The organism is Bradyrhizobium sp. AZCC 2289 (genome assembly GCF_036924615.1).
Lineage (GTDB): Bacteria > Pseudomonadota > Alphaproteobacteria > Rhizobiales > Xanthobacteraceae > Bradyrhizobium.
This window is the reverse complement of the sequence record NZ_JAZHRY010000001.1, coordinates 1621654-1646368: the sequence shown is the minus strand read 5'-3', so window position 1 is coordinate 1646368 and position 24715 is coordinate 1621654. Positions and strand designations below refer to the sequence as shown.

Here is a 24715-nt window from a genome sequence, read left to right as displayed (position 1 = left end):
ATCTCTCAAAAAAGCGGCTTTTCGAGCCGATGCTAGAATCTGATTCCGCCCTCCACGATGCGCGCGTAGACGGCCCGGTCGATCGGACGATAGTCGCCGGTCGCCGGATCGCGCAGGAACAGCAGGTCGCCCACGACCGAGGGATCGAATCCCTCGCGGATCAGGCGCTGCTTGTTCTGCTTGAAGGTCTCGGTGGCGTCGAGCGCCCGGCATAACCTGACGAAGATCGGAAGCGCATAGACCGGGAGCCGGCGCGACAGCAGTTCCGCGAAGATTCCGAAATCGAACCCTTGGTCCACCACCAAAGCCGCCATGCCGGCGCGGCCGTCGGCGCCGGGGACCGCGACCCCGTAGGTCGAGGCGTCGAGAACGCCGGGGCAGTCCCTGATCGCGTCGTTCACCTCGCTGGTCGCGACGTTCTCGCCCTTCCAGCGGAAGGTTTCGCCGATCCGGTCGACGAAATGGAAGTAGCCCTGCTCGTCGCGCAGCATCAGATCGCCGGTCCGGAACCAGGCATCGCCTTCGGCAAATACGTCGCGCAGGATCTTCTTCTCGGTCTCGGCCGGGTCCGTGTAGCCCTCGAAAGGGCCGCCGCCCCGATCGGCGGTGCCGATGCGCCCGATCGCCTCGCCGACCTCGCCGTGGGTGCAGGCGATACAGAGCCCGTCGTCGCCGCGGACCGGGCTGCCACGCTCCGCATCGACCCTCACGATCGAGGCGGGAAAGCGATGCGCCAGCAGCGGCGGGATACGGCCGATCGCGCCGGGTTTTCCTTCGAAGTTGAATAGCGAAAAATTAGCTTCTGTCGCGGCGTAGAATTCGAGGATCTGCGGAATCGCGAACCGCTTCGCGAACGCCTCCCAGATGTCGCCGCGCAATCCGTTGCCGACGGCCAGCCGCAGCCCATGTACGACCTCCAGCCCGGACGCCGGCGCGTTCAGAAGGTAGCGGCAGAGTTCACCGATATATTGGAAGATGGTGCAGTCGAAATACATGATGTCGTCCCAGAAGTCTTCCGCGGAGAATTTCTCCGCGATCACCACTGAACCGCCGGCGCGGAGCATGCTGCAAGGCGCGACGACACCGCCCACTGAATGATGGAGCGGAAGACAATCGTAAAGGCGGTCGTGGACGGAAGCGTCTGTCAGCCCGGCAAACCATCCGCCCCAGCTGAGGATGCGGCGATGACTGACGTTTACCGCCTTCGGCAGCCCCGTGGTGCCCGAGGTGTAGATGAGTAAGGCGCGTCCATCGATCGTGACGTCGCCGCGCTCGGCGGAGGACAGCGGGCGCGGATCCGCGGCGGCGAGCGCCGCATCCAGATCGGCGCCAGCGCTGCCGGGACCGAGTCTCCAAATTTGGGGCACGCGACCCAGGTGCGGACGTGCGGTTTCGAACGCATCCACGCAATCGACGGCAAGAACGAGGTGGTCGGCACACGCAACGTCGATGCAGTGAGCGAGGGACTGGCCGACCAGCCGGGTATTGATCAGCGCCACCGTGCCGCCAACGCTGCTGATGCCGAGCCAGCAGGCAACGTAGTCCGGCCGGTTCGGCATCAGCAGGCAGACGGTACGGACGCCCAGGTCCCGCGCCCAACGCGCATATTGGCTGATCCGGGCGCTGAACTCCCCGTAGGTGAAGGATTGGCGGTCCGAGCACAATGCGGGGCGTCCGGGCTGCCGTTTCGCCCATTCTTCCACGACGTCGGCGAATAGCCGTTGCGGCTCGGCCTCGATCCGCGAGGTCAGTTCGATGGCCTTCAGCCAGGCTTTGGCGGCGGAGGGTCTGCATCGCGGGTCGCCGCTTCCGGTCGCCCGCTGAATCACGCCTGCTTTCATGATCTGACCATGCAGATGATTTCGATCGATGTCCGGGCCGACCGGCTCCCGAGGCGATAAGGCTGCGGCGGAAGGAGGAAAGCGGCGCGCCGGACCGGGCGCGACCTTGCGATCATTGTCGATCCGGTTTCGCTCGCTTTCCGAAGACGCATGTCTGTTCAAGTCGCTTCATCCCGGTCCGGGTCCGAGCTGGTTGAGGATCATCAGCTCCATTGTCTTCACCGATTGGAAGTTCTCTGGCGTGATCTCGGGCTGGGGGAGGGTGAGATCGAACTCGGCTTCGACCTTGAGCATCAGCGCGACCATATCCATCGAGTCCAGTCCGATATCTACCAGCCGGGATTCCGGGTGGACATCGGCGATGATCGCGTTCTCCTGGAGGACGATCCTGACGACGGAAAGAACACGGTCTTGGACGCTGGCGGCAAGGTCTAGCATTTCAACTCCACTCGTCGCGATGAGGTGACAGATCATAATCGACGTGACGATACCTGACTGCAGCTCAGGTCAGTAGTTCTACTTCGGAGGTACCTCGCAAGGGCACCCGTGCTCACTTCTGCGCCGCCGACTCCTCGAGTGCGGTTGGTTAGATTGCCACCATCGAACTCGAGTGGAATTCATGTCCACGCGGTTCGGGTCGTCCGACCATCAAACGGGAGGTTTTGGGCCATGAACGTGCAGGAAGTCCAATTCCGCAGCTTCGCCCCCGAAAGCAGCCGAGTAGCATTCTCTCCCGACCGCGCCTCGTTCCGGGAACGGGCGGCCGCCGTCGCGGAGGCCGCGGCGACGGAGGCCGAAGCGGTCGACCGCGAGGCGCGCTTCCCGCTGAAGGCCATCGACGCGGCGCGCAAGGAGAGGCTTTTGGGCGCCCAGATCCCGATCGAGTTCGGTGGCGACGGCGCGTCGATTTCCGAGGTGGCCGACATGTGCTACGCGCTCGGCCGCGCCTGCGCGTCGGCCGGGATGATCTTCGCGATGCATCAGACCAAGATCGCGTGTCTGATCCGCCACGGCGCGGGCAGCGGCTGGCACGAAAGGCTCATGCGCCGCGTGGCGGCCGAACAGCTGCTCTTGGCATCTTCGACCACGGAAGGCCAGAACGGCGGAAACATACGCTTCAGCTCGGCCGCGGTGGAGCGCGAGGGCGCCGAGATCTCGCTGGAGCGCGACGCGACGGTGATTTCCTACGGCGCCGAGGCGGACGGCATCGTCACCATCGCCCGCCGCGCCGACGACGCCGCCGGATCCGATCAGGTGATGTTGGCTATCACCCGGGACGACTACACGCTGGAGCAAACTCTCGCATGGGAGACGCTCGGCATGCGGGGGACCTGCAGCGCCGGCTTCAAGCTGAACTTCAAGGGCTCCGCGGAACAGATATTCCCCGTGGCATACGAAAGGATCCATGCGCAGACGATGACGCCCGTCGCGCATCTGTGCTGGTCGTCGGTCTGGGCGGGAATCGCGGCCGCGGCGGTGGACCGGGCGCAGCTCTTCATCCGCAAGGCCGCCCGCGGGTCCGGCGGCAATATGCCTCCCGGCGCGGCGCATTTCACCGCCGCCAAGATGACGCTGGCGAAACTGCGCGCCATCATCGCCGTGAACACCGAGTCCTTTGCTGCCCGTGAACGGGACGAGCGCGCGCTCTCGTCCGTCGACTTCCAGTCCTCGATCAACCTTCTCAAGGTGGAGGCCTCCGAACTCGCGGTCGCGGCCGTCATGCACGCGATGCGCGCCTGCGGCCTGTCCGGCTACCGCAACGACACCGACGTCAGCGTCGGCCGCCACCTCCGCGACGTGCTTTCGGCTCCGATCATGATCAACAACGACCGCATCCTTGCCAGCATGGGTGCCGCCACGCTGATGAGCGCCGTCCCGGCGTCCCTGCGCGATTGATGTTCTCCTCGAAGGAAATGGGGCTTGATATGAACGTGGCCATGTTTGCACCTTCGGAACCCGCTCAGCCTCGGGCCGATCCGCTGGACTATCTTGCCGATGTGCTGTTCCAAAAGATGGGCTCTCCGGGGGTCTATGGCCGCACCGCGCTCTATGAAGACGTCGTGGAGCGGCTTGCAGCGCTGATCACGCGGCATCGCGAAGTGGACACCGAGGTGCTGCGCTTCCCCCCCGTCATGAACCGCACGCAGCTTGAGAGGTCGGGCTATCTGAAGAGCTTTCCGAACCTGCTCGGCTGCGTCTGCGGCCTGCACGGCACGGAAAGCGAGATCGATGCGGCGGTCAGCTGCTTCGATGCCGGCGGCGACTGGACCCTGTCACTTTCACCGGCCGACCTCGTGCTGTCGCCGGCCGCCTGCTATCCGGTCTATCCGATCGCGGCGAGCCGCGGTCCCGTGCCGGCTAGCGGCTGGTGCTTCGACGTGGCCGCCGATTGCTTCCGTCGCGAGCCCTCGCGCCATCTAGACCGGCTGCAGTCCTTCAGGATGCGCGAATACGTCTGCATCGGCAGCCCCGACCACGTCTCGGCGTTCCGGGAGCGCTGGATGGTGCTCGCTCAGGAGATCGCGCGCGATCTCGGGCTGACCTTCAGGGTCGACTACGCCAGCGATCCGTTCTTCGGCCGGGTCGGCCAGATGATGGCGGTGAGCCAAAAGCAGCAGTCGCTGAAATTCGAGTTGCTGGTCCCTCTGCGCTCCGAGGAGCAACCGACCGCATGCATGAGCTTCAACTACCACCGCGATCACTTCGGCACCGCCTGGGGCATTGCGGACGCGGCCGGTGAGCCGGCCCATACTGCTTGCGTAGCCTTCGGAATGGACCGTCTCGCCGTCGCCATGTTCCATACCCACGGCAGAGACGTCGCCAGGTGGCCGACCGCAGTGCGGGACCTGCTCGGCTTCCCGCGGGACGACCGGTAGACGGCGTGAGCATTCGAGGAACTTCGATGCGCCAAGGACATCCAGTGGTCGCCCGGGACCGAAGAGCCGAAGGGCCGGCTTCCATGAGAAGAGAGACTCTCGCTGTCCACGGCGGCTACGAAGTCGAGCCGACCACCAAGGCCGTCGCCGTGCCGATCTACCAGACGGCCTCGTACGCCTTCGACAGCGCCGACCATGGAGCCGCGCTCTTCAATCTCGAAGTGGATGGCTTCCGCTACACCCGGATCGGTAATCCAACCAATGCGGTGCTGGAGAAGCGGGTCGCCGCCCTGGAAGGAGGCATCGAGGCGATGAGCGTGGCGTGCGGCCAGGCCGCGGTGAACTATTCGGTGATCAACATCGCGGAGATGGGCACCAACATCGTCTCGGTCCCGCAGCTCTACGGCACCACGCATACGCTGTTCGCGCACATCCTGCCGAGGCAGGGGATCACGGTCCGGTTCTCGGAAGACGACCGGCCGAAAAGCATGGAAAGACTGATCGACGACGATACGCGCGCGGTGTTCTGCGAGAGCGTCGGAAATCCGGCCGGAAACGTCTGCGACATCGAAGCGATGGCCGAGGTCGCCCACAGGCACGGCGTGCCGCTGATCGTCGACAACACGGTGCCTACCCCGATCCTGCTCAGACCGATCGAATACGGCGCGGACATCGTGGTGGAGTCGCTGACGAAGTTCATGGGCGGGCACGGCACCACGCTCGGCGGAATCATCGTCGATAGCGGCAGGTTCCCATGGGCGGAGCATCGCCGGCGCTTTCCGATGATGAACGAGCCGGAGAAATCGTACCACGGGCTGGTCTTCACCGAGCGTTACGGGGCCGCCGCCTACATCGCGCGCTGCCGCGCCGTCTCCCAGAGGACCACCGGCTCCATCCTGGCACCCTTTAACGCCTTCCTGCTGCTCCAGGGCATCGAGACCGTCGCGGTGCGGATCGAGCGGCACGTCGAGAATGCCGGGAAGGTCGCCCGGTTTCTGCGCGACGACCGCCGCGTCGGATGGGTCAACTACGCGGGCTTCCACGATAGCCCCTATCACGAGCTGACGCAGAAGTATCTGGGCGGCCGCGCGTGTTCGTTGCTGACCTTCGGCGTGGCTGCAGGGTTCGAGGCCGGCAAGCGGTTCTATGACGCGCTGAAACTGTTCAAACGGCTGGTCAACATTGGCGACGCGAAATCGCTCGCCTGCCACCCCGCATCGACCACGCACCGGCAAATGTCGCCCGAGGAGCAGGAAAGGGCCGGCGTGCGGCCCGAGATGATCAGGCTGAGCGTCGGTATCGAGCACGTCGACGACATCATCGCCGACCTCGATCAGGCGCTCCATGCCGCAGATTGAATGCAGGTCAACCATGAAGGCATTCCGATGCCTGTCCTAATCGACATAGACTCGTACGACCACCACCTCTTCTCGAGAGCGCGGAACGGAAGCGGCGCCGCGTCACCGAGAAACCGGGAGGAGTGCCTCGATATCGGGCTGATCAACAACATGTCGGATTCCGCCTTGATGTCCACCGAGCGCCAGCTGTTCGACCTGCTCGGCGCCGCGGCCGGAGGGCTCTTCGTCAGGCTGCATTTCTACACGATGGAGACGACGCCCCGCTCGGACTGGGGGCGCGATTACGTGCGTCGATACTACCGCGGCACCGACGATCTGCTGAACACGAGCCTGGACGGTGTGATCGTGACCGGCGCCGAACCGAGAGCCGCCAGTCTGACGGAAGAACCATATTGGGGCACCTTCGTCCGAATCATCGACTGGGCCAGGGAGAATACCGTGTCATCGGTGTATTCCTGTCTGGCCGTCCATGGGGCCGTCCTGCACATAGACGGCGTGGCGCGCCACAAGCTGCCTGCCAAATGCATCGGTGTCTTTGCTCAAACGAAGACGAGAGATCATCCCTTGATGCGCGACGTTCCGGCGACCTTCAGAACACCGCACGCCCGCTGGAACGAGGTGCAGGAGAGGGCTCTCGAGAGCTGCGGATATTCCGTCCTCACCAGATCGGTGGCGACTGGCGTCGACTGCTTCGTCAAGCAGCAGAAGAAGAGCCTTTTCGTCCATTTCCAGGGCCATCCGGAATACGAAACCCATACCCTGTTGGGCGAATACAGAAGGGACATGGGTCGCTTCCTCCGAGCGGAGAGTGAAGTCTGTCCGACGATACCGACAGGCTATTTCAACACGGAGGCGGAACAGCTCCTGACGGCCTTCCGGCGGAAAGCCCTTACGGACAGAAGTCCGGAGTTGTTCGCCGATTTTCCAGCCGATCAAGCGGCAAAGGATCTGAGAAACGCCTGGCATCCGGCGGCCAGGCGCTTGTACCGCAACTGGCTATTGTACATGGCGTCACAGCGAGCCGGACGCTCAAAGCCGCTAGCCTTCAACGGAAGGTGTCGAACGACGTCGGATTCCGGAATTCCGGCTCGTCACCATGGACGCAAGCTGGTCGCCCTCCGATCCGGAGAGCCCCGCGCCGGACGCGATCCGCTCGCCGACTTGCTCGCGGAAAAGCGGGATCGGGTCCCATAACGGAGTTCGGACCATGATCCGATGCCGCGAGATAGGAATAGCCGATCTTGACGCTGTCGCCGATCTTCTGACGCGCGGCTTTGCGCGCCGCTCGCGCGACTACACGGCTGCCTCAGCCTGGTGTGCCGCGCGGACGGCCGCGGCTTTCCCTTCGTCCTGCAGCCGATGGGCATCCGCCGGGTCGCGCTGTCGGCGTCGCCGAGGCGTGATGGCTCACCTATCGAAAGGCCAGCGACCAAGTCCATCACGTCCCGGTGCCCTCGTCGCCAAGAACCGCCGGGTTCAAAGTTAGGGACACGAGTATGATGTCCGAAACAAACACGAGAACGGCGCACCTTTATCCACCAGGGCCTGATGAGCCCTACAGCCCAACTCAGGATCTCTTGAGTTGGATGAACAATTATTTCAAACGATACGGCAACATCTATAAAGCGTCTGTCTACGGTTCCAGCGTATATATGATCAGTGCCCCCGAGTACGCGGAGCACGTCCTTCGCAAGAATTGGCAGAATTACAAAAAAGGCATGGCGATCAAACGTATTGCCTGGCTCCTCGGTAATGGCCTTATGGTGAGCGAAGGAGAATTCTGGAAACGTCAGCGGCGGATGATCCAACCCGCTTTCCGCCATGACGCGATCGGAGCGTTAAGTCACGTCATCACAGCGGCTAATTTGGCATTGCTCGAAAGATGGAAGGAGGCAGCTCGAGAGAAAAAGAGTGTCAATGCCACCCGTGACATCAGCCGTATGGTCGCCGAGTCGGTTCTCATGGCTATCTTTGGAGTCGACTACGAACACGTGCGCCCGCATTTCAGTATTCTGACCGACGAATCTGCGCGCAACCTCCAGTTCGCGGAAGAGTTTAGGTCTTTGGGAAAAATCGTGAGCCGGGTTGCCGCTGAAAGGCGGAAAAAGAACATAAAATCCACTGACATGCTAGGCATGCTTATGGAAGCTCGCGACCGAGACAGCGGCCAAATAATGCCGGACCGCCAATTGGTCAACGAGACTATGACCCTCATTGTGGCTGGACACGAAACTACGGCTTCCACCTTGAATTGGGTTTGGTACTTGCTCTCCCAGCACCCAGAGGTTGAGGAAAAGCTGTGGAGGGAGCTCGATAACGTACACGCCAGCGAGCTTCCTGACCTTAATGACCTCAGAAGATTTGCCTACACGCGGCACATTCTCGACGAGGCACTACGCTTGTATCCGCCCGGCTGGCTGATGACGCGCAGGGCGCTGAAGGACGATCACCTTGGCGACTATTTCGTGCCTGCCGGAACTGAAATTTATATTTCAACTTACCACATCCAGCGGCACCCCGAGCTCTGGGAAGCAGCGGATTGTTTCTGTCCGGATCGCTTCGGTCCCGATTTTTCGCAGGAACGACATCCGCCAACGATGCTCCCGTTTTCCGTAGGGCCGAGGAACTGCATCGGTGAAATCTTTGCGCGGCTCGAAATGCAAATCCATTTAATGATGATCGCCAAGCAGCTGCGGCTGGGTTACGATGAAAAAAAGCCACCCGAGCTAGATGCCGCCGTGAACTTGCGCAGCAAGTATGATTTCGTCATGATTCCGGAGATCAGAGCGTCGGGGAATGGCTATGAAACCCACCAGCGGGAACAGAGATTAGAGGGCAGTACATTCAATAGTGTATCGTGACGCAGGATACTGCGACGGCAAGTCGAGCGCTGAGCCCCCCGGGACAGGGCATGAATCCGGCCCTCGCTGCACATGGCCGGAACGGAAAGTGCCAGCATTTTTGGTGATAGCTGCCGGAAAAGGCGAAAGCCTCAGGGGCCGATGTCGAATAGTGATATCTCTGTATAAGCTAAATCTCCCAACCGTGGCCGATCCGATCCGCGGAAATATCTATTAGCTTTTCCTGCGAAGTATTTACCAACCAGTCCCTGAACTGGTCCGTTCGCGTCGAGCAACACCAAAAAACGCCCGGTATGCCGGGCAAGAAATAAACCTATCGGCCGCGCAAAGCGTACAAAGTCATCCACATTGCGGCAATAGACAAGCTGCGCACATGGAACCTTCTTAACCTGCCGGCTTCGAAATACAAAAGGATGTGCGCCTTGGGGCGTAATGCACCACAGACTCGTGCATCCGCAATCTGCGTGCTCAAGCAGCAGATCGCGATCATGCGGATCTAATAGAACATCAAGTTTGGTGTGCACATCGACGACCCTGAGAGGTGCCTCCTTGGGAGCTCGACTGAACAACGGAATTGAAACAAAGATTCCATCGCAATATCTGACGTAGCTCAAAGCTTCGATCATGCGAAATGTATGTTTCCCGGGCGTAAGGTTAAGTACCGTGGCGTCCTTGAAATCGGAGGCCTTTCTTATTAGCAGTGGCGCGCACAACCTAAATGCCGGATCAACATACAAGCCTAACCCATTGCAACGGATTTTGGCTTTTCCATTTTCCCAAATTGTCGAGAATATTAAGAGCAAAATACCAACAAGCTCGCCGTCACTGTCGATGACGTATCCATAACGTGGCAATTCTCCTGCGGGCAGCGGTCGGTGGCTCAAACAGGAGATGATATCCTCCCAAAAATTGCGAGAGCGGGGCGCGCGCCCTGACCCATATCCGCGGGTCAGCAGATTTATGGCCGCCGGGATGTCGGCGTCGGTTATGAGTCGGACTTTGATGCGGGACAACGCCTGCCTACCTCTAAACTGCACCGAACAGATAACCCATGATATCGGCTATCCTGGAACGATGATTGTGACATGACATATTGACGCGATAGGCCGCTTGAAATGGAAGTCTTTGTCGCCAGCCTCCTAGCGAGTGACAAAATGCTCATGACTACTGTGATTTCAATTTTCGGATTCAAGAGCACGGGCGCACTCGAATTCCAACACGCCAGGACCCCACAAGCACTTCCAACGAATCTTGCCAGTACTCTCTCGCCAGTAGATGCGGAAATTGACGCCGGCCGGGGGAAACAAAAAAGGTCGACAAACTTCGCCTTCGTTTGAGCAAGCACATCTAATCTCGCTTTCATGCGCTTTAAGTTTTTCTAGCAAATCATTAAAGGCCAAATCCTTCGTGTCTCCGTATCCGACTACGGTTCTCGCATCATTGACGTACTGTCTTTCGGAAGAACGAGCCATTGGCCATCCCTCAACCGAGCGAACCCGCTGCGAACCACAACCGAGCGTAGCCACAAAGTCAGTTACAAGTTTACCTGACCACAGCTCGGGTCAGTAACTCCCCTTCGGAGGTACCTCGCTCGCAAGCGCGGGCCTTCCGACATCCACCTTTGCGCCCCCGACTACGCAAGTGCGGTGGGTTAGATTGCGGCCATCGAATGCGCGCCGCATCTCGGCGCCAACGGTCGCATGAAGGGCCTGGTCGGCCTCTACAGGGAACCGATCGGCCGCAAATATCGGACCGGAACTCAGTCGCGCTTATGGAGGGCCGTCATGATTCCAAACAGCAAGTCCGTCAGCCATTCGCGGACATGGACATTCTTCCAGGGCCAGTGGCACGAGGGCAACGTGCCGATCATGGGGCCACGCACCCATGGGCTCTGGCTCGGCTCGACGGTGTTCGATGGTGCACGCGCCTTCGAAGGCGTTGCGCCCGATCTCGATCGCCATTGCGCCCGCGTCAATCAATCCGCGCTCAACTTCGGGCTCAAGCCAATCGTCGATCTCGACACATGGCTGGGTCTGGCGCGCGAAGGCATCGCGCGGTTCCCGGCCAATGCCGAGCTCTACATCCGTCCCATGTATTGGCCGCAGAATGGCGTCGGCGGCGGCGTGCTTTTCGATCCGGAAACGATGGACTGGTGCCTTTGTATCTACGAAGCGCCGTTGCCGAAGCCTGTCGGCAGCGCGATCACGCTGTCGCCGTTCCGCAGACCGACCGCCGAATGCGCGCCGGTCGATGCCAAGGCCGCCTGTCTATACCCGAACTGTTCGCGTGCGCTGATCGAGGCCGCCTCGCGTGGCTTCCAGAACTGCCTGATGCTGGACATGCTCGGCAACGTCGCCGAGTTCGGCAATGCCAACGTGTTCATGGCGAAGGATGGTGCCGTCTACACGCCGGCGCCGAACGGCACCTTCCTGAACGGCATCACCCGGCAGCGGGTGATCGAACTCTTGCGCGGCGAAGGCGTCACCGTGGTAGAGGCGACGCTGCGCTATGCCGATTTCCTCGCCGCGGACGAGATCTTTTCGACCGGCAATTTCGCCAAGGTCGCGCCGGTGATCCGGATCGACGACCGGCAGCTCACGCCCGGGCCTTTCTATGCGCGTGCGCGGAGGCTGTATTGGGATTTCGCGCACGCGGTGAAGCTTGCGGCGTGATGGTGATGAACCTCCAACCGAGATTGTGTCGCATGGCTTTTCGGGTCGCCGATCTAATCGTGGATTCTCTGATTGCGCACGGTGTCGACCGGGCATTTAGCGTGCCCGGCGAAAGCTTTCTTGCGCTCCTCGACGCATTGTACGAACGCGACGAGATCGATCTCGTGACTTGCCGCCACGAGGGAAGCGCGAGCCTTGCCGCAGTTGCCGACGCCAAGCTCACCGGCCGCGCGGGCGTGGTGATGGTAAGCCGCGGACCGGGCGCATCCAACGCGGCGCTTGGCCTGCATGTGGCTTCCCAGGAAGCCATACCCCTCGTATTGCTGGTTGGTCAGGTCGATACGCCGAACCTGAATCGTGACGCAGTGCAGGAGATCGACACCGGGCGGGCGTTCAGCGGCCTCATTAAGTGGTCCACCAGAATAGATTCAGCGGCCAGGGTGCCCGAGATGATGGCGCGCGCATTTTCTGTGGCGCTTGCCGGCACGCCCGGGCCGGTTGTGATCGAGCTTCCTCAAGACGTTCTCGAGATGGAGGCCGGTCTGCTCTCCGCCAGGGTTCACGGCGTTGCACGAGCCGAGCCCAGTCGCGCCGCCGTGGAGCAGGCGGCCGCCTTGGTTGGCGAGGCGGAGAGGCCGATTCTGCTTGTCGGAGGACAGTGTCGAACTGCGGAATTTCGCGAGGATCTGCTCGCGGTGAGCGAGCGCTGGAATGTGCCGGTCGCGGCCACCTTCAAGATGCAAGATCAGTTTCCGAACGATCACCGGCTCTGGATCGGGCAGCTTGGCTTCTTCACCTCGCCAGCGCATGTTGGGCTGTTTGAGCGAGCGGATCTGATTGTTGCGATCGGAACGCGGCTCGGCGACTTGTCTACTCTGGGATTTCGGTTTCCGCGACAGTTGCCGACGTCTCAGCCACTGGTTCACGTCTACCCCGATCCGAATGCGATCGGGACTCACTTCCATACGGATCTTCCGATCGTCGCGTCGGCGCATCCCTTCCTGATATCCTGGCTCGACCTGCCGGTCGTCTCACGCGAGCGCGCGGGGTGGATCGAAGCCGTGTCGAAAGCTCGGGAGGCAGTGCACGCATGGCCCGAGCAGCGCATCCCCAGCGCGGATGTCCTGGGGCATGCGGTTGCGGCCGTCGCCAAGCTTTTCCCGGCAGATGGTATCGTGACGACCGACTCCGGCAACTTCGCCGCCTGGGTGCACCGTATATTCCGCTTCAAGCCGTCGGCCCGACTGCTCGGCTCCACCTGCGGCGCGATGGGCAGTGGTGTTCCTTCTGCATTGAGCGCGAGCCTTCGTCATCCGAATCGTCAGGTAATCGCGTTTTGCGGAGACGGCGGTTTCCTGATGACCGGGAACGAGTTGGCAACTGCAGTTGCCCGCCGGCTCAATATCAAGATCATCATCTCCAACAACCAGTCGTACGGGACTATCCGTTCGCATCAGGAGAAAGCATTTCCGAAACGTCCCTGGGGTACAGACCTGTCCAACCCTGACTTTGCGGCCCTTGCCCGCGCATTCGGCGCGCAGGGCTATACGATCACGAACGCCGCGCAAGCGGCCGATATCGTCGCGGACGCAATGTCGGCGAAGGGCCCCGCGGTGGTCGAAGTTCGATCGGATGTGCGCCAGACAATCGATCGATCCCTCGCTGCGGTGTCGGGCTGATTCTTCAGAGCGCTCTGATAGTCTGAACTTTCACCGGTAAAGCATGAACGCGCCGGCAGTCATCGATTTTGAAGCAAGCTTCCTCGTGAATTGGAACCGTCCGTTAAAAAAAAGCCGCGAGCGTTTCTTCGCGTCGCGGTTTGTCGGCAATGGTTTCCGGTTCCAGGATTCGCATCGGTCGCGCGCTCCTCAACGCTCGCCAGGCCTGGGCGATCAGTTCAAAATCATGCGTGAACGGAACTTTGAGCAGTTCATGGCTTCGATCGGACTCGATCCCCTGCAGCCTAACCCAAAAGGGGTACCAATCGCCACCGCCACGACGCTCTCGCGCGAGGGTCCGAGCGGATCCGCTGCCGCGTGGGCGGAGCGAACGGGTGGTCGCGGGACCTGGCATCACCCGCCGCGGCGCCGATCACGCGATGTCTTATCGCATCAACGACGGTCAAGCGGAGCAGATTGCGGCAGCCGTGCCGGCATTCGGAGCCGGTGTCGCATTTGCGGGCGATGTTGTCCGCCTGGAGCAGTCGCGCCCGGATAATGGAAGCTCCGCAAGGGTACCCTCCCAAAAGGGGTGCCCACAAAGGGTGGGTTGTGCCTCTGGCACCGGAGAGCCACGATACTTGTCGTTCCATGCCTGCGCCCGGTGACCAGTCCGGGGCCGGATGGCCAACATCGAACCAACATCGAAATTGAAAGTCACGCGCATGTACGCCCGAGGCAAATCCGAGCCCATCACCGCCTTGCTGCTTAAGGCGGCCTCCCGCAGGGGAATGAAGCTCCTCTTGCTTGTCTTGGGGATTTCCGGGCTCGTCGTCCTCGGGGCAGGAGCGGTGAAAAACTGGCAACCCTTCGAGCTTGCTTCCGAATCCATGGTGCAGAAGGTGTTTGCCGCGATCGATGCCCGGCACGCCGAGCCGGCTCAAGCCACGGCTGAATCCTCCCGCGCGGTCGTGCCGGGACCGGCTGTGGCGGATGCGCCGGCCGAGACGCTGGTTGAACGGAGCGGCGTCCCTGTCACCTCCGTCGCCGAGCGCCCCAAAACCGTCGGCATGGCGCCGACCCCGGCCGGAGGCCCGTTCGGCGTCGGCGATCGGCTGAAGGTCGCGTTCTACGAGCTCGTCGACGTCGAGGAGGACAAGTGGGGACGCATGCCCTACGCCTCGGCCCTGCGCGGCATCCTGCAGCGTCCGGAACTGAGCGGGGAATACACCGTCCAGCAGGACGGCACGATTTCCGTTCCGTTGCTCGGCTCGATTCCGGTCGCCAACCGTTCGGCGCAACAGGTACACGCAGACCTGATGGAAACCTTCGAGCAACTGTTGGGCCGCAAGGGGATGGTCAACATCCTGTCGCTGGAGCGCTCGCCGATTTACGTGCTGGGGCCAGTCAAGAATCCGGGCTCGTTCAAGTACGCGCCCGGCATGACGGTGCTGCACGCCATCGCGCTGGCCGGCGGGCTCGACCGGGGCACGAACGAGCCGTGGCAGAAGATCGAAGCCGTGCGGGAAATCCAGAAGCGCAGCGGGGCGGTGGAAGCCATGCTGAGGTTGCTGGCGCGCGTGGCCGTGCTGAAGGCCGAGCGCGACGGTACGGAGCCCAAGATTCCGGTCCAGCTGCTTGAGATGGTCGGCGCGACCGAGGCCGCCAACCTCGTCCATGAGCAGAGCGAGCGGCGCCAGGCCGTCGCCACGGCCCGCAAGAACCGCGAGCGCGCGATCCTGACCGGATTGGAGTCGGCGAAGCAGGATGTCGCCGTGTATGGGCGCATGGATGCGCTCGACGAACTCGTCAAGCTGCGCCAGGATCGCGTCAACGGCATGCGCACGCTCGTGGACCGCAACGTTCTCAGCACGATGGTGCTGAATCAGGTCCAGAGCGAATTGACCGACGCCGAACAGCGTCGGCGCGACGCCCTCAATCAGTACGCGATGGCCAAGCAGCGCCTCGCCTCCATGGAGGCCGAGGCTCAGAAGGTCCAGGCCGACATCAAGAACGATCTGGAGGTCGAGATCGAGACCATCGAGCGCCAGGTCGCGGACAATGAGCGCGAGTTCAACATCAGCGAAGGCGTCCTGGGCACGTTGCCGGCGACCCGCTCCCAGTTTGTGAAGGATGCAAACCGGGTAACCTACCAGATCGTGCGGCAGACCGCAGCCGGACCGGTCAGCATCGAGTCGGTCGGGATGACCGCGTTGCAGCCGGGCGACCTCGTCAACATCATCGTGGGCGAAAGCGAGCTGAGAGAGCAGGCTGGCTCGCCGGCCACGACCTCGCCGCAGAGCGAGAAACTCCCGGCCGGGCGCACCGCTAAGCGTCAAGAGACGGGCCCCGCGGTCGCGGATCAGAGGATTGGTCCGAAGTGATGCCGGCAAGTGAATGGTGGATGGGCTTCATCTACATGGATAACCCCGTTGGGACCCAACCAGGGAGAGGAGGCCCACCTGGGGCGCGGCGCGCTCCCATCGGAGGACGAGTGAAAAGCTTGAAATCACCACTTCCCCTGCAGCTTGGGCCTCGTGAACAAGCATGTCCGCTTCCGCAGAGGGATTCGGAGCACTGGCACGAGCGCAGTCAGATGAATTCGAACGGGACAATGATGCCCATCAAGCGGCATTGGTCAAAGATTCCGAAATTGTATCGCGACTCGCGGACGCCTGAGAAGTTATCTGCTCACTATCAGATCGAGAAAGGTCTGGCTCCTCAGCCGATGAATGCTGATCAAGGCGTTCGGATGCCTTCAACGCACGATAGTCCGTTAACGACCAGGCAAGGAACGCTCGGCCTTTCAACTGCCGCCAGTTTCCTGCGGATGGCGGTGAGTGCAAATGCCGTATTCGCGCTAAATTCCGCCGCTATAGTGATCGGAAATTGTACCAACGCCGCTTTGGGGTTCGTATTCTGGTGGTTGGCCGCACGTTCGCTTTCGGCTGAGGCGAATGGCTCGGCGTCGGCTCTTATCTCAATGATGCTGCTAGTGGCTCAACTGGGGGATTTCGGGCTCGCCACCCTGCTGCTCGGCGAAACGCAGCGGCATCCAGGCCGCGCGCATGGCCTCATTGTGGCTGCGTTGCTGACAGTATTGGCTTTATCAGCCCTCTTTGGGTCAGTTTATTGCGTTCTGGCAGGTTCGCTCTCACTGCTCGGTCCGTTCTCCCAGAGTTCGTTTGCAGGAACACTGTTCGTCGGTGGCTGTGCGATCACCGCCTTCGCCAGTTTGCTCGATACAGCGTTGATCGGACTCCTTAGAAGCACGCTGTGTATGTACCGAAACTCGGTCTTTGGGATCGTCAAGCTGCTCCTACTTGCGGCCGTGGTCATGGTGTTCCCTTCGATGGAAGGCGTATCGGCCGTCCTCTTTAGCTGGGTGGGCGGCATCTGCATTTCGCTTCTGCTCCTCCTTCCCTTTGCGTGGAATTATCGAGTGCGCGTCGTGCGGGCTCCAGACTTCGACTTACTGGCTACTCTCAACTCCAAGGTCATCGATCACCACCTTCTCAATGTCTCGACCCAGGCGCCCGCTATCATTTTGCCCTATGTCGTCGCGGTGCTTTTGTCGCCGGAGGTCAACGCGGCCTTCTACCCCACCTGGATGCTCATCACTGTAGCCTTGATAATTCCCTCGGCGCTCACCACGACCTTGTTCGCGGCAGCTGCGGCCGACCCCGGAAAGCTGCGCCACCATTTGCGATTTTCCCTCGTGATCTGCGGTGCTTGCGCGCTAGCAACCGGCATATTCCTTTTGTTGTTCTCGTCATTCGTTCTCCGCATCTTCAATCCAGCCTATCCGGAAATCGCCGGTTCGAGCCTCAATTTCCTGGGTTTCGGCTTGCTCGGCGTCATCATCAAGTTTCATTACATCGCTCTGATGAGATTGAGGAACCGCATGCGCCTTGCTTCGGTGTGGCTCGGCCTCGCGGCTATCTTCGAGTTAGGAATGGCAGCTGCGGGAGCCAGAATTGGTGGGTTGCAGGGGCTCGTGCTGGGGTGGCTGCTGGCCATCTTCATCCAGGCAGTCCTTATGTCGAAGCCGATACTGGAGGCCGGGTTGGGTGCGGAGCAGCATAACGGCACTTCGTGAAAGGCATTCGCTAGGCTATCGCGCATCGCAGATCGGACCAAATTTCCATATCTGACCTGCACGGCTTGAGGATGGACATATGCAAAGACAGAACTTCTCGTCCCGCGCGCAGGATCGGATCCCTGATCACTGTGCGAACTCGCAGATAGTCATACGAATGTCTTCAAGCGGTAAGTTTCCTGCCGACGAGCACGATCAGTTCAATATTCGCAACGACGGAAGCCGCATCTGGCTTGTGTTGAAAGCCGCGGCGGTTAAGCAGCGCGCCAAATCCACTTCAGGATATTGAGGAACGCAATCTATGGAAAAGACCGTTCTGTACATAACTTGTTCGGAAAGCACTAAATACGGAGCAGGGGAACATTTTTTTCTTGAGACGGCCCGCCAATGCCGCCAGTTGGGTTACAAGACTGTTGTGCAATATCAGGACCGGCCTCGAAGCAGCGCCTATTTGCAGGATCTAAGGGATTTGGACGTTGACGTTGTAACGGTGTCACTGAAATTAAATCCCCTGAAGATTTTAAAACTAATCTTCAATGCGAAGCCAGAAATTATTCATGCAAACTTTGCAAATTCGGTTCTTCTATTTGAAATTGCGATTATTGCCAGGCTGTTGAGAGTCAAGAAGTTAATTGATACGGAGCATTGTATATCATCGCCCATAATCAGAAAATATGTGCTCGGTCTGTACAATAATGTTATCTGCGTCTCGAATGAAATACGAAATATGATGAGCTATTCCCGTGCTAAAGGCAGTAATTTATCGACATTATATTTAGGTGCATTTGTAGCTTTCGCAGACTCAGCGCAATTGAGGAACAAATTCAGAGGTGAATTTCGAATTTCTGCCCAGGACAAAGTCCTTGCGTGTATCGCTTTCGACGCTCCAGTAAAAGGCTTGGATATCCTGCTAAAATCTTTTCAGAAGGTCTGCGGAGATTGCCCCGATGTGCGCTTGATCATCATCGGTGTAGATCCGGAGGCATCGCAATTGCCAGCTTTGGCAAGGGATCTAGGAATAGCTCACCGTGTTCATTGGGCGGGAATTCGGGACGAAGGCTGGAAGGTTTTAACTGCAGCCGATGTCTATGTTCAGTCCTCTCGATCGGAAGGGGGGCCGATAGCTGTAATGGAGGCGATGGCATTGAAGTTGCCCATCGTGGCGACGCGACTAGGGGCAGGGGGTGAACTTTTGGCTGATGGAGAAGCTGGCGTCTTATGCACAGCCGGTGATGTGGACGGCTTAACCAAAGCAATCCGGGACATGCTCAAGCAACCAGAGGCTTGGAAGAGGATGGGAGAGGCAGGCTATAGGCGTTATATGGAAATGTTGCAGGGTGAAAAGGTAGCAGAGACCTTAGTTCACGATTACTACTTGGCATGATCTGGTTGCCTTCGTCCTGGGCTCGGCAGTGGCTATTGCCGAAAAGGTCGATCTCGAAATCGTTGGCGAAACCGAGGGCACGTTGAGCCCGCCGAACGGCCTCTCGACGATCAAGCGCAGACGGTGATTTCGATGCGGCTCGCCTCGAAGGCGGCGCGTTTGTGTTGCAGTTCGTAGGAACAAGGTGATGCGCGCAAATGAAGGCGGCGACGATTCATGCTGTCGTGATGGAAACGGGGATGAGCACGCGGATCGCATTAGGACGATTGGCTTGTATCGGCGCGCGTCTTCAGTCTGCAGTCGACAAGCTTGTGCGATGAGCGGGATCTTTTCTCAAATTTGGAGTGGCGACGGGCTCGCGCCTTCGTGCAAAGGGTCGCTCTCTCAGCGCGTCAAGCCAATTGACGGCGTTGCACTCGGATCAAGACTCGTGCGCAGAACAGCTGTCGTCAGCGGCGTTCGATGCGCTCGTCGGCGGTATCTATCGCTGCGCGCCCCTGTAGTAGACAATGATGTCCTTCGGTTTCATTGCGCGCTCCGAACGCCGGCCCAGAAAATAGACTCCGCTCGCGCCGTCGGCTGCGTATTCCCGCCGGGAGAGTCTTTCGAAATGACGAAGCCAGAACAGCCCCGTGGCTGCCATCGTACCGATCTTATAACTCCCAAAAAGAGAGCCGACGAAGTAGCGAATGGACCAAAGCATCACAATCGCGGGACCGCGCGTGATGCCGCCGTCGATCTCGTCAAAATGGCGGAACAGCCAACGATGTCCGCTAGGGGTGAAACGGGTGAAATCGTAGGGCCCCTCGTGGACCTGCTGCATGAAGGGCGTCTCTGCATAGACCACCCCGTCCGGGACTAGGACGCGATGAATTTCGGCTACGACCTGCTCGGGCGTCAAGACATGCTCCAGGACGGCTTGGATCCAGACGCCGTGGATTGCGCCCGAGGCCAACGGAAGCTGATGCCCATCCGCGATGATCTGGGTGAGGTCGGATTTGTAGATATCCGTTCCGATCAAGGTGATGTCGGGATCTCGGTAAAGCGCTTCCGCGTCGCCGCCGATTGTGCCGCCTCCGATGACCAGGATGGTGGGATGGGGATCCAAGCGCTTCGCCTCGGCGATGAAGCGGTCGGCATTCGCGGCGGTCGGGCTGGCGGATCGCCAGAAAAAGTCGTGGATCTTATGGAGAAAGCCCGTGCTGCGTTCCGTGTAAGAGCTTCCCCCGGTAAGTTGCACCGCTTCCCGGGACAGGACGGAGTTGTCAAAGTCGACCAGTACGGGAACGCCGTCGAGCGCCGGAAATCCAGCCTGCGACATTTCGCAGTTGGGATCCTGGCACACGAAAGCGCGTGCTCGCGCATCCGTCTGAACAGCCGCAATGCCGGATTTGCAGCGCGGGCAGCGCAATAGCCCATGGACGAGTAACCTAGCAGTCGAGTCCACCTTGCCTCCAGTTGCTCGCAAGTGCTGTCGATTGAATCGTCATCCTGGTTCAGCCCCGGAAACCTTCACTCGGGCGCGCGAAGAGACCGCCCGGTGTCTGCATGCCACTTGTGCTCAACGCCGCCGAACCCAAAATAGTCCACCGAAGGCGGCTGCGGTGCGCTCCAAGGTCTCGCTGACGACGAGCAGAACGCAGTACTTCCAGTGCCCGGTGGCGTGCTGGCCAGCTTGCGGCCTGTGAACATGCCGAGCGTCGCCCCGTTTCGGCCGCGGCAGAATAGGCAGAAAAATAGATGCTATCGTCGGGTCCATCGATCATTTCCTGCACAAGAACTGCGCCGGTCCGGTCCAGAAGACCACGGCGCTTGGCGACCGTCGCGTCGTGAGTGGCTGCCACCACCAGGCGGGGGTATTGCCCTCGTGAGAGTGGCGCTTGTCGGCCGGCTTGATAATCACCGGGAGGCCGAGCGACCTGATGCCCGAGATGTCCGAGGCGATGGCCGTCCTAGCGAAGTTTATCGGCATGATGGCTCTCCCGACCCCTGGGGCGCCGGCAAAGCGGCCCCGCCGGTGGCTGGGCGCAGGACATCGCGGTAGACTCGCTCGATTCGTGTCACGACCGTTCCGGCCTTGAGGCGCCCGATCCTTGCGAAGCTTGTCGCCTCCAGGCGGGCCCGCAAGGCGCGATCCTCCAGAAGTCGTTGCATTGCGTGGGCCAAGGCCTGCGGGTCGCCGGGTGGCACGAGAAGCCCCGTTTCGCCGGGATCGACGAGGTCCGGCATGCCGCCGACGTCGCTCGCGACAACAGCCTTGCCGGACGCCATCGCCTCTGATGACTGTCGCGCAGGCTTTCGGCCTGACCGATGGCAGCACACCGTACAGCGAGCGGTGCCATGCATGCATGATGGCGGAATGCGGCCAGTTGCTGAAGACGCGGACGTCCGGCCGAAACTCGGTTGGCGGATCGGCGACCCGGCGCCCGATCAGGACCGGCTGCGGCGCCTGCTCCAGACGGGCATAGGCCTTCAGGAGAACGTCAATGCCCTTGAGCCGCATCATGTCACCGACGAACAGGATGAATCCATCCTCGGGCAGCTCGCGCAGGCAGGAATCTTCCGAGCCAAGCACTTCGACATCATCAGGCACGAAGTTGGGGATGACCTGGTAGGGCGTGCGGCCTCCAGTGAGACCGGTGTGGCGCGCCACCGCGTGGCTCACCGCGATGAAGCTGTCTACCACGCGCCGGGCAGCGAAGCTCGACGCCCAGTTACCAAGCGCGGTCGCAGTGGCCTTCACGGCGCCGTAGTGAGTGGCGGCGCAGGGCAGGCACTTCGCCAGCGCCGGGCCACCACACAGATGTGTGCCCAGGTGCATGAAGTTCTTCTTGGCGCAAACGAGGCCGTAATCATGGAGCGTGACCACGAGTGGCGCCCCGCTCAGAGCTTTGAGCGGCAGGAAGGAGGCGTAGATCCAGTTGTGGGCGTGGACAATGTCCGGTCTCTCCTCTCGGACCAGCCGCCTCAGCGCCAGCACAAGCTCGGGATCCGGTAGGGGTGGTGCGTGGCGGCGCTCGGAATCGGTGTGGAGGCTCGACAGGCGCTGAAGCGTGCCGCGCAGGCGATGCACGTGGACCGCGCCGTCCAGCTCGGTTTCGGGCGACCCGGGACGCATCAAGGTCCCGACGCTCACATGGTGGCCCCGCTGCGCCAGCGCTGCGCCGAGATTGCGGACGTGCCGCTCCTCTCCCCCGATTACCGGCGGATAGAACTGCGACAGCAGCAGGATGCGCATGTCGAGCCTCGTTTCAGATGCGCAGCACCAGTGTCGAAACGCTGCGATAGAGTCGATTGTCGTCCGGTCGGTAGAGCCGGGCCTCGGCCTTCTGCGAGTTGGCCGAGACGGGTACCGGGATCTGTCGCGTCCAGGTGTCGCCCGGCGCGATGGTGAGCGAGCGGAAGACGGCGAACAGTCGCCCGTCGAGCGTGATCTCCAGGTCGAATCGCAGCGCCTGGGTCTCGGCGCTGCGGACGCCGACGGTAAGACGGCCCGGGTCGCCGCTGGCCGATGGCAACATCCACAACTCGGTGTACCGGAATTCCCGGTAGCTTGCCTCGTCGCGGACGGCGAGGGCATAAGCTCCGGTCGCCAGGAGCACAGCGAGCGCGATTGCGGCTCCCTGCCAGAAGCGGACCCGCACCGGACCCGGCCAGGGCGGCAGATCGGGAGTGTCGCTCCGACCGTCGGCCACGAGCGCAGTGCCGACGGTAACGGCGCAGAACCAGATCGCCCAGCCGAGCGGCGTCAGGAAGCCTGCGGCGTTCAGGGCAAAGCCACCGGCGATGCCGACAGCGAGGCTCGCGCCAACCGCGTAGGCGAGATGTTCAGACACGGAGGTGGTCCTGATGCCGAGGGCCCGCAGCACCACATGGCCCGAGACGAGGAACACCATGGGCGCCGCCAGAATGGTACGCAGGAGCAAGCTGTCGCTGACGGCAACGGCAGCCAGCGTGGCTACCGCCCAAAGGCAGACGACCAGAAGATCCCGGTTGTTAGGAATTCCCATGCAATCCCCTCACGTCGTAGATGATGATCCAGCCGTTGTCGTAGACGCGGGTGACGCCCTTGACGTCGTTGAATTTGAGCAACTGGGCGCCCGAAAACGGCTTTCCCTGCTGCGCTTCCCACTGCTCGAAGTAGAAGCCGAGCACCGGCGGGGCAGTGGACAGACGCAGGTCCACCAGCAGGAAATCGATATCGCTTCTCACCAAGGCCCAAAACTCGTCGGGGCCCAATGTCTCGTTCTCGAACATGCGCCAGGGGTCCACGCCTTCGACGATCTTTATCCTCACGTCCTGGCGCCCGTAGCTTGCGAGCAGCAGGCGATTGATGCGGTCGGATGTGAAGCGGTTGCCGGCCCCGAGCCATGCTTTGGTCCACAGCGCCGCTTCGACGCCCATGGGTTCGACAGATTGCCCGTCGGCCGCTACCCTATAGCGTCCGTGGATCGGATAAAGCGCAGCGGCCGTGACGCCGCCTGAGACGATGACCGCCAGAGCAAGCGCCGGTGCGATGCGCTGCCACCCGCGTGGTGCATGGCCCTGCCAGAAGCGGACGACGCTCACCGCGATAACCAGCCCGACGCCGACGAACACGAACGTTCCCATGCGGTTACCGATTTCCCATCCGCCGATGGTGAGCCGGAAAGCCACCGAGATCGGGAAGCCGAAGGCCAGCAGGGTGAGAAACACGATGCGGCTGTCGCGCCAGCGTCTCCTGAGAATATCCTGGATCGGACGCCAACCCGTCCGCGCGCCGCTCGGCGCCGTCACGGCCAGCGACCGAAAGAATCCTGTCGCCAGCCCAAGTGCCAACAGCAGGATTGCGAGCAACGTGGTCAGCCGCACGGCGAGGGGCTGCGCTGGCACGCCGAGGTGCTCCGACTTTGGGGTGGGCGCGCCCATGATCTTTCCGAGCAATGTCTTGAAGCCGGATTCGACGACGGGGCCGAGATAACCTGTGAGAGGGTTGCCACGGGCCTCGATCCACAGGAGCGGCAGGGCGATGGCGAGGATCGCCGTGACGCCCATGGCGAACCTTGCCTCAATCCGCAGGGGGCCGCGTCGCAAAGCCTCGAAGCCGGCCAGTGCTCCGAAATAAATGGCGGCGAATGCGGCCGAGACGTGATGCGTAACCGCGAGGCTCGCCAACAGCGGGGCGATCAGTCCGAGCGCCCTCAGCCTCTCTCGCCCCTCGAGATCCCTGGACGCTGCTTCGACCGCGAAGGTCAGCACGCACAGCACGATGCCGAGGCTCTCATAGGAGAAACTCGACTCGAACAGGACAAAGGTCGAGCAGCCCATATTGGCCAGCGAGGCGATGGCAGCGATGCGCGGCGATCCGGCGATCCTTTCGTAGAAGAGAAACAGGGCAGCGATGAACGTGCCCCTCAGGACGGCCAACAGCAGCATCCCGGCCGCAAACAATGGCAATCCGGTCAGTTCGACGATTGCCGTCGTCAGGATTTCCAGGGCGGGATACGCCGGCCCGATCGGGTGAAGCCGATTGGACACGAACAGTCGGCGGGCCGTCATGAGATCGTCGGCCGCGACCCAGTGCAAGAACTCGTCATGACCGACGAAGCTCGTCGGGGAATAGACGGCCTTGTAGTAGAGCAGGGCTTCGGCAAGCAGGAACAGGAGGAAGAGGCGCTCGCCCCGGGCGACCCTCGGCCAGACGATGCGAAGGCTGAACGGGATGACCAGCAGGACGACGCCAGACCAGAACAGCAGTGGCGCCACGTCGTAGCTCCGGCGCCCGGCGGCGTGCCCCGCCACGACCAGCAGCAAAGCTATGGCCGCTGTCAGGCACAGAGCCGCGATCCATCCGCAATTCACCGGTCGCGGCGGGGCGTCGGAGCTGCCGCCGCGAAGGTCGGGGCCGATCACAGCCGAGACAAGTTGGATTCCGGTCTGGAGCGGGTTTATTCCGGTTGCTGCGGTGAAATGAGCCGGCATCATCA

18 protein-coding genes and 1 pseudogene are annotated in these 24715 nt (G+C 61.3%); 11 read left to right on the top strand and 8 right to left on the bottom strand.

The features are described 5' to 3' along the window. Window positions 1-32: 32 nt before the first annotated feature. Both V1289_RS08075 and V1289_RS08070 read right to left on the bottom strand, forming a co-directional pair. The gene (locus V1289_RS08075; protein ID WP_334407343.1) at window positions 33-1841 is read right to left on the bottom strand and encodes a long-chain-acyl-CoA synthetase; all 1809 of its coding nucleotides are present in this window, start codon (window positions 1839-1841) and stop codon (window positions 33-35) included. Between the two features lie 168 nt (window positions 1842-2009). Continuing rightward, window positions 2010-2279 (bottom strand): phosphopantetheine-binding protein, encoded by a 270-nt coding sequence (locus V1289_RS08070; protein ID WP_309178792.1) that lies wholly within the window; start codon window positions 2277-2279, stop codon window positions 2010-2012. Between the two features lie 231 nt (window positions 2280-2510). On the opposite strand from V1289_RS08070, the gene V1289_RS08065 reads away from it, so the two are divergent. From V1289_RS08065 to V1289_RS08045, 5 genes are all read left to right on the top strand, one after another. After that, window positions 2511-3737: an acyl-CoA dehydrogenase family protein gene (locus tag V1289_RS08065; RefSeq protein WP_334396444.1), complete on the top strand. Its 1227-nt coding sequence runs from the start codon at window positions 2511-2513 to the stop codon at window positions 3735-3737. 29 nt (window positions 3738-3766) lie between these two features. Then, entirely contained in the window at window positions 3767-4717 is a 951-nt protein-coding gene (locus tag V1289_RS08060; RefSeq protein ID WP_334396443.1) for an amino acid--[acyl-carrier-protein] ligase, read from the top strand. A gap of 83 nt (window positions 4718-4800) precedes the next feature. Beyond that, window positions 4801-6075 (top strand): O-acetylhomoserine aminocarboxypropyltransferase/cysteine synthase family protein, encoded by a 1275-nt coding sequence (locus V1289_RS08055; RefSeq protein ID WP_334396442.1) that lies wholly within the window; start codon window positions 4801-4803, stop codon window positions 6073-6075. Next, window positions 6076-7269: a homoserine O-succinyltransferase MetA gene (gene metA, locus V1289_RS08050; protein WP_334396441.1), complete on the top strand. Its 1194-nt coding sequence runs from the start codon at window positions 6076-6078 to the stop codon at window positions 7267-7269. Window positions 7270-7571: 302 nt separating this feature from the next. Continuing rightward, window positions 7572-8936 (top strand): cytochrome P450, encoded by a 1365-nt coding sequence (locus V1289_RS08045; RefSeq protein WP_334396440.1) that lies wholly within the window; start codon window positions 7572-7574, stop codon window positions 8934-8936. Window positions 8937-9067: 131 nt separating this feature from the next. Here V1289_RS08045 and V1289_RS08040 read toward each other — a convergent pair whose 3' ends face one another. Beyond that, window positions 9068-9949, bottom strand: coding sequence for an acyl-CoA acyltransferase (locus V1289_RS08040; RefSeq protein ID WP_334396439.1), 882 nt, complete (start codon window positions 9947-9949; stop codon window positions 9068-9070). A 771-nt stretch (window positions 9950-10720) separates the two neighbouring features. Here V1289_RS08040 and V1289_RS08035 point away from each other — a divergent pair. From V1289_RS08035 to V1289_RS08010, 6 genes are all read left to right on the top strand, one after another. After that, window positions 10721-11608, top strand: a complete 888-nt coding sequence (locus tag V1289_RS08035; protein WP_334396438.1) for a branched-chain amino acid aminotransferase — start codon at window positions 10721-10723, stop codon at window positions 11606-11608. 101 nt (window positions 11609-11709) lie between these two features. Continuing rightward, complete coding sequence (locus tag V1289_RS08030) at window positions 11710-13287, top strand: thiamine pyrophosphate-dependent enzyme (protein ID WP_442895970.1); 1578 nt, start codon at window positions 11710-11712, stop codon at window positions 13285-13287. Window positions 13288-13949: 662 nt separating this feature from the next. Further along, window positions 13950-15650, top strand: a complete 1701-nt coding sequence (locus tag V1289_RS08025; RefSeq protein ID WP_334396437.1) for a polysaccharide biosynthesis/export family protein — start codon at window positions 13950-13952, stop codon at window positions 15648-15650. Window positions 15651-15880: 230 nt separating this feature from the next. Further along, a complete protein-coding gene (locus tag V1289_RS08020) occupies window positions 15881-17365 on the top strand; it encodes a lipopolysaccharide biosynthesis protein (RefSeq protein WP_334396436.1) in 1485 nt (494 codons plus the stop codon). Window positions 17366-17444: 79 nt separating this feature from the next. After that, window positions 17445-17654: a hypothetical protein gene (locus tag V1289_RS08015; RefSeq protein ID WP_334396435.1), complete on the top strand. Its 210-nt coding sequence runs from the start codon at window positions 17445-17447 to the stop codon at window positions 17652-17654. Between the two features lie 12 nt (window positions 17655-17666). After that, complete coding sequence (locus V1289_RS08010) at window positions 17667-18749, top strand: glycosyltransferase family 4 protein (RefSeq protein ID WP_334396434.1); 1083 nt, start codon at window positions 17667-17669, stop codon at window positions 18747-18749. A 481-nt stretch (window positions 18750-19230) separates the two neighbouring features. On the opposite strand, the gene V1289_RS08005 is transcribed toward V1289_RS08010, so the two are convergent. From V1289_RS08005 to V1289_RS07985, 5 genes and pseudogenes are all read right to left on the bottom strand, one after another. After that, window positions 19231-20070: a class I SAM-dependent methyltransferase gene (locus V1289_RS08005; protein ID WP_334396433.1), complete on the bottom strand. Its 840-nt coding sequence runs from the start codon at window positions 20068-20070 to the stop codon at window positions 19231-19233. Between the two features lie 641 nt (window positions 20071-20711). After that, complete coding sequence (locus V1289_RS08000) at window positions 20712-21095, bottom strand: glycosyltransferase (protein WP_334407339.1); 384 nt, start codon at window positions 21093-21095, stop codon at window positions 20712-20714. A 250-nt stretch (window positions 21096-21345) separates the two neighbouring features. After that, window positions 21346-21987, bottom strand: a pseudogene (locus V1289_RS07995) (glycosyltransferase); the annotation flags it as partial. A 13-nt stretch (window positions 21988-22000) separates the two neighbouring features. Beyond that, window positions 22001-22759: a hypothetical protein gene (locus V1289_RS07990; protein ID WP_334396432.1), complete on the bottom strand. Its 759-nt coding sequence runs from the start codon at window positions 22757-22759 to the stop codon at window positions 22001-22003. Continuing rightward, window positions 22746-24713: a hypothetical protein gene (locus V1289_RS07985; RefSeq protein WP_334396431.1), complete on the bottom strand. Its 1968-nt coding sequence runs from the start codon at window positions 24711-24713 to the stop codon at window positions 22746-22748. Before V1289_RS07985 ends, V1289_RS07990 begins: the two co-directional genes overlap by 14 nt. Window positions 24714-24715 lie beyond the last annotated feature (2 nt).

Excerpts from the sequence above, each read along its gene's own strand:
- V1289_RS08075 (WP_334407343.1), bottom strand. The coding sequence starts at position 1,841 with ATGAAAGCAGGCGTGATTCAGCGGGCGACCGGAAGCGGCGACCCGCGA.
- V1289_RS08070 (WP_309178792.1), bottom strand. The coding sequence starts at position 2,279 with ATGCTAGACCTTGCCGCCAGCGTCCAAGACCGTGTTCTTTCCGTCGTC.
- V1289_RS08065 (WP_334396444.1), top strand. The coding sequence starts at position 2,511 with ATGAACGTGCAGGAAGTCCAATTCCGCAGCTTCGCCCCCGAAAGCAGC.
- V1289_RS08060 (WP_334396443.1), top strand. The coding sequence starts at position 3,767 with ATGAACGTGGCCATGTTTGCACCTTCGGAACCCGCTCAGCCTCGGGCC.
- V1289_RS08055 (WP_334396442.1), top strand. The coding sequence starts at position 4,801 with ATGAGAAGAGAGACTCTCGCTGTCCACGGCGGCTACGAAGTCGAGCCG.
- metA (WP_334396441.1), top strand. The coding sequence starts at position 6,076 with ATGCAGGTCAACCATGAAGGCATTCCGATGCCTGTCCTAATCGACATA.
- V1289_RS08045 (WP_334396440.1), top strand. The coding sequence starts at position 7,572 with ATGATGTCCGAAACAAACACGAGAACGGCGCACCTTTATCCACCAGGG.
- V1289_RS08035 (WP_334396438.1), top strand. The coding sequence starts at position 10,721 with ATGATTCCAAACAGCAAGTCCGTCAGCCATTCGCGGACATGGACATTC.
- V1289_RS08025 (WP_334396437.1), top strand. The coding sequence starts at position 13,950 with ATGGCCAACATCGAACCAACATCGAAATTGAAAGTCACGCGCATGTAC.
- V1289_RS08020 (WP_334396436.1), top strand. The coding sequence starts at position 15,881 with ATGATGCCCATCAAGCGGCATTGGTCAAAGATTCCGAAATTGTATCGC.
- V1289_RS08015 (WP_334396435.1), top strand. The coding sequence starts at position 17,445 with ATGCAAAGACAGAACTTCTCGTCCCGCGCGCAGGATCGGATCCCTGAT.
- V1289_RS08010 (WP_334396434.1), top strand. The coding sequence starts at position 17,667 with ATGGAAAAGACCGTTCTGTACATAACTTGTTCGGAAAGCACTAAATAC.
- V1289_RS08005 (WP_334396433.1), bottom strand. The coding sequence starts at position 20,070 with ATGTCGCAGGCTGGATTTCCGGCGCTCGACGGCGTTCCCGTACTGGTC.
- V1289_RS08000 (WP_334407339.1), bottom strand. The coding sequence starts at position 21,095 with ATGCATGGCACCGCTCGCTGTACGGTGTGCTGCCATCGGTCAGGCCGA.
- V1289_RS07990 (WP_334396432.1), bottom strand. The coding sequence starts at position 22,759 with ATGGGAATTCCTAACAACCGGGATCTTCTGGTCGTCTGCCTTTGGGCG.
- V1289_RS07985 (WP_334396431.1), bottom strand. The coding sequence starts at position 24,713 with ATGATGCCGGCTCATTTCACCGCAGCAACCGGAATAAACCCGCTCCAG.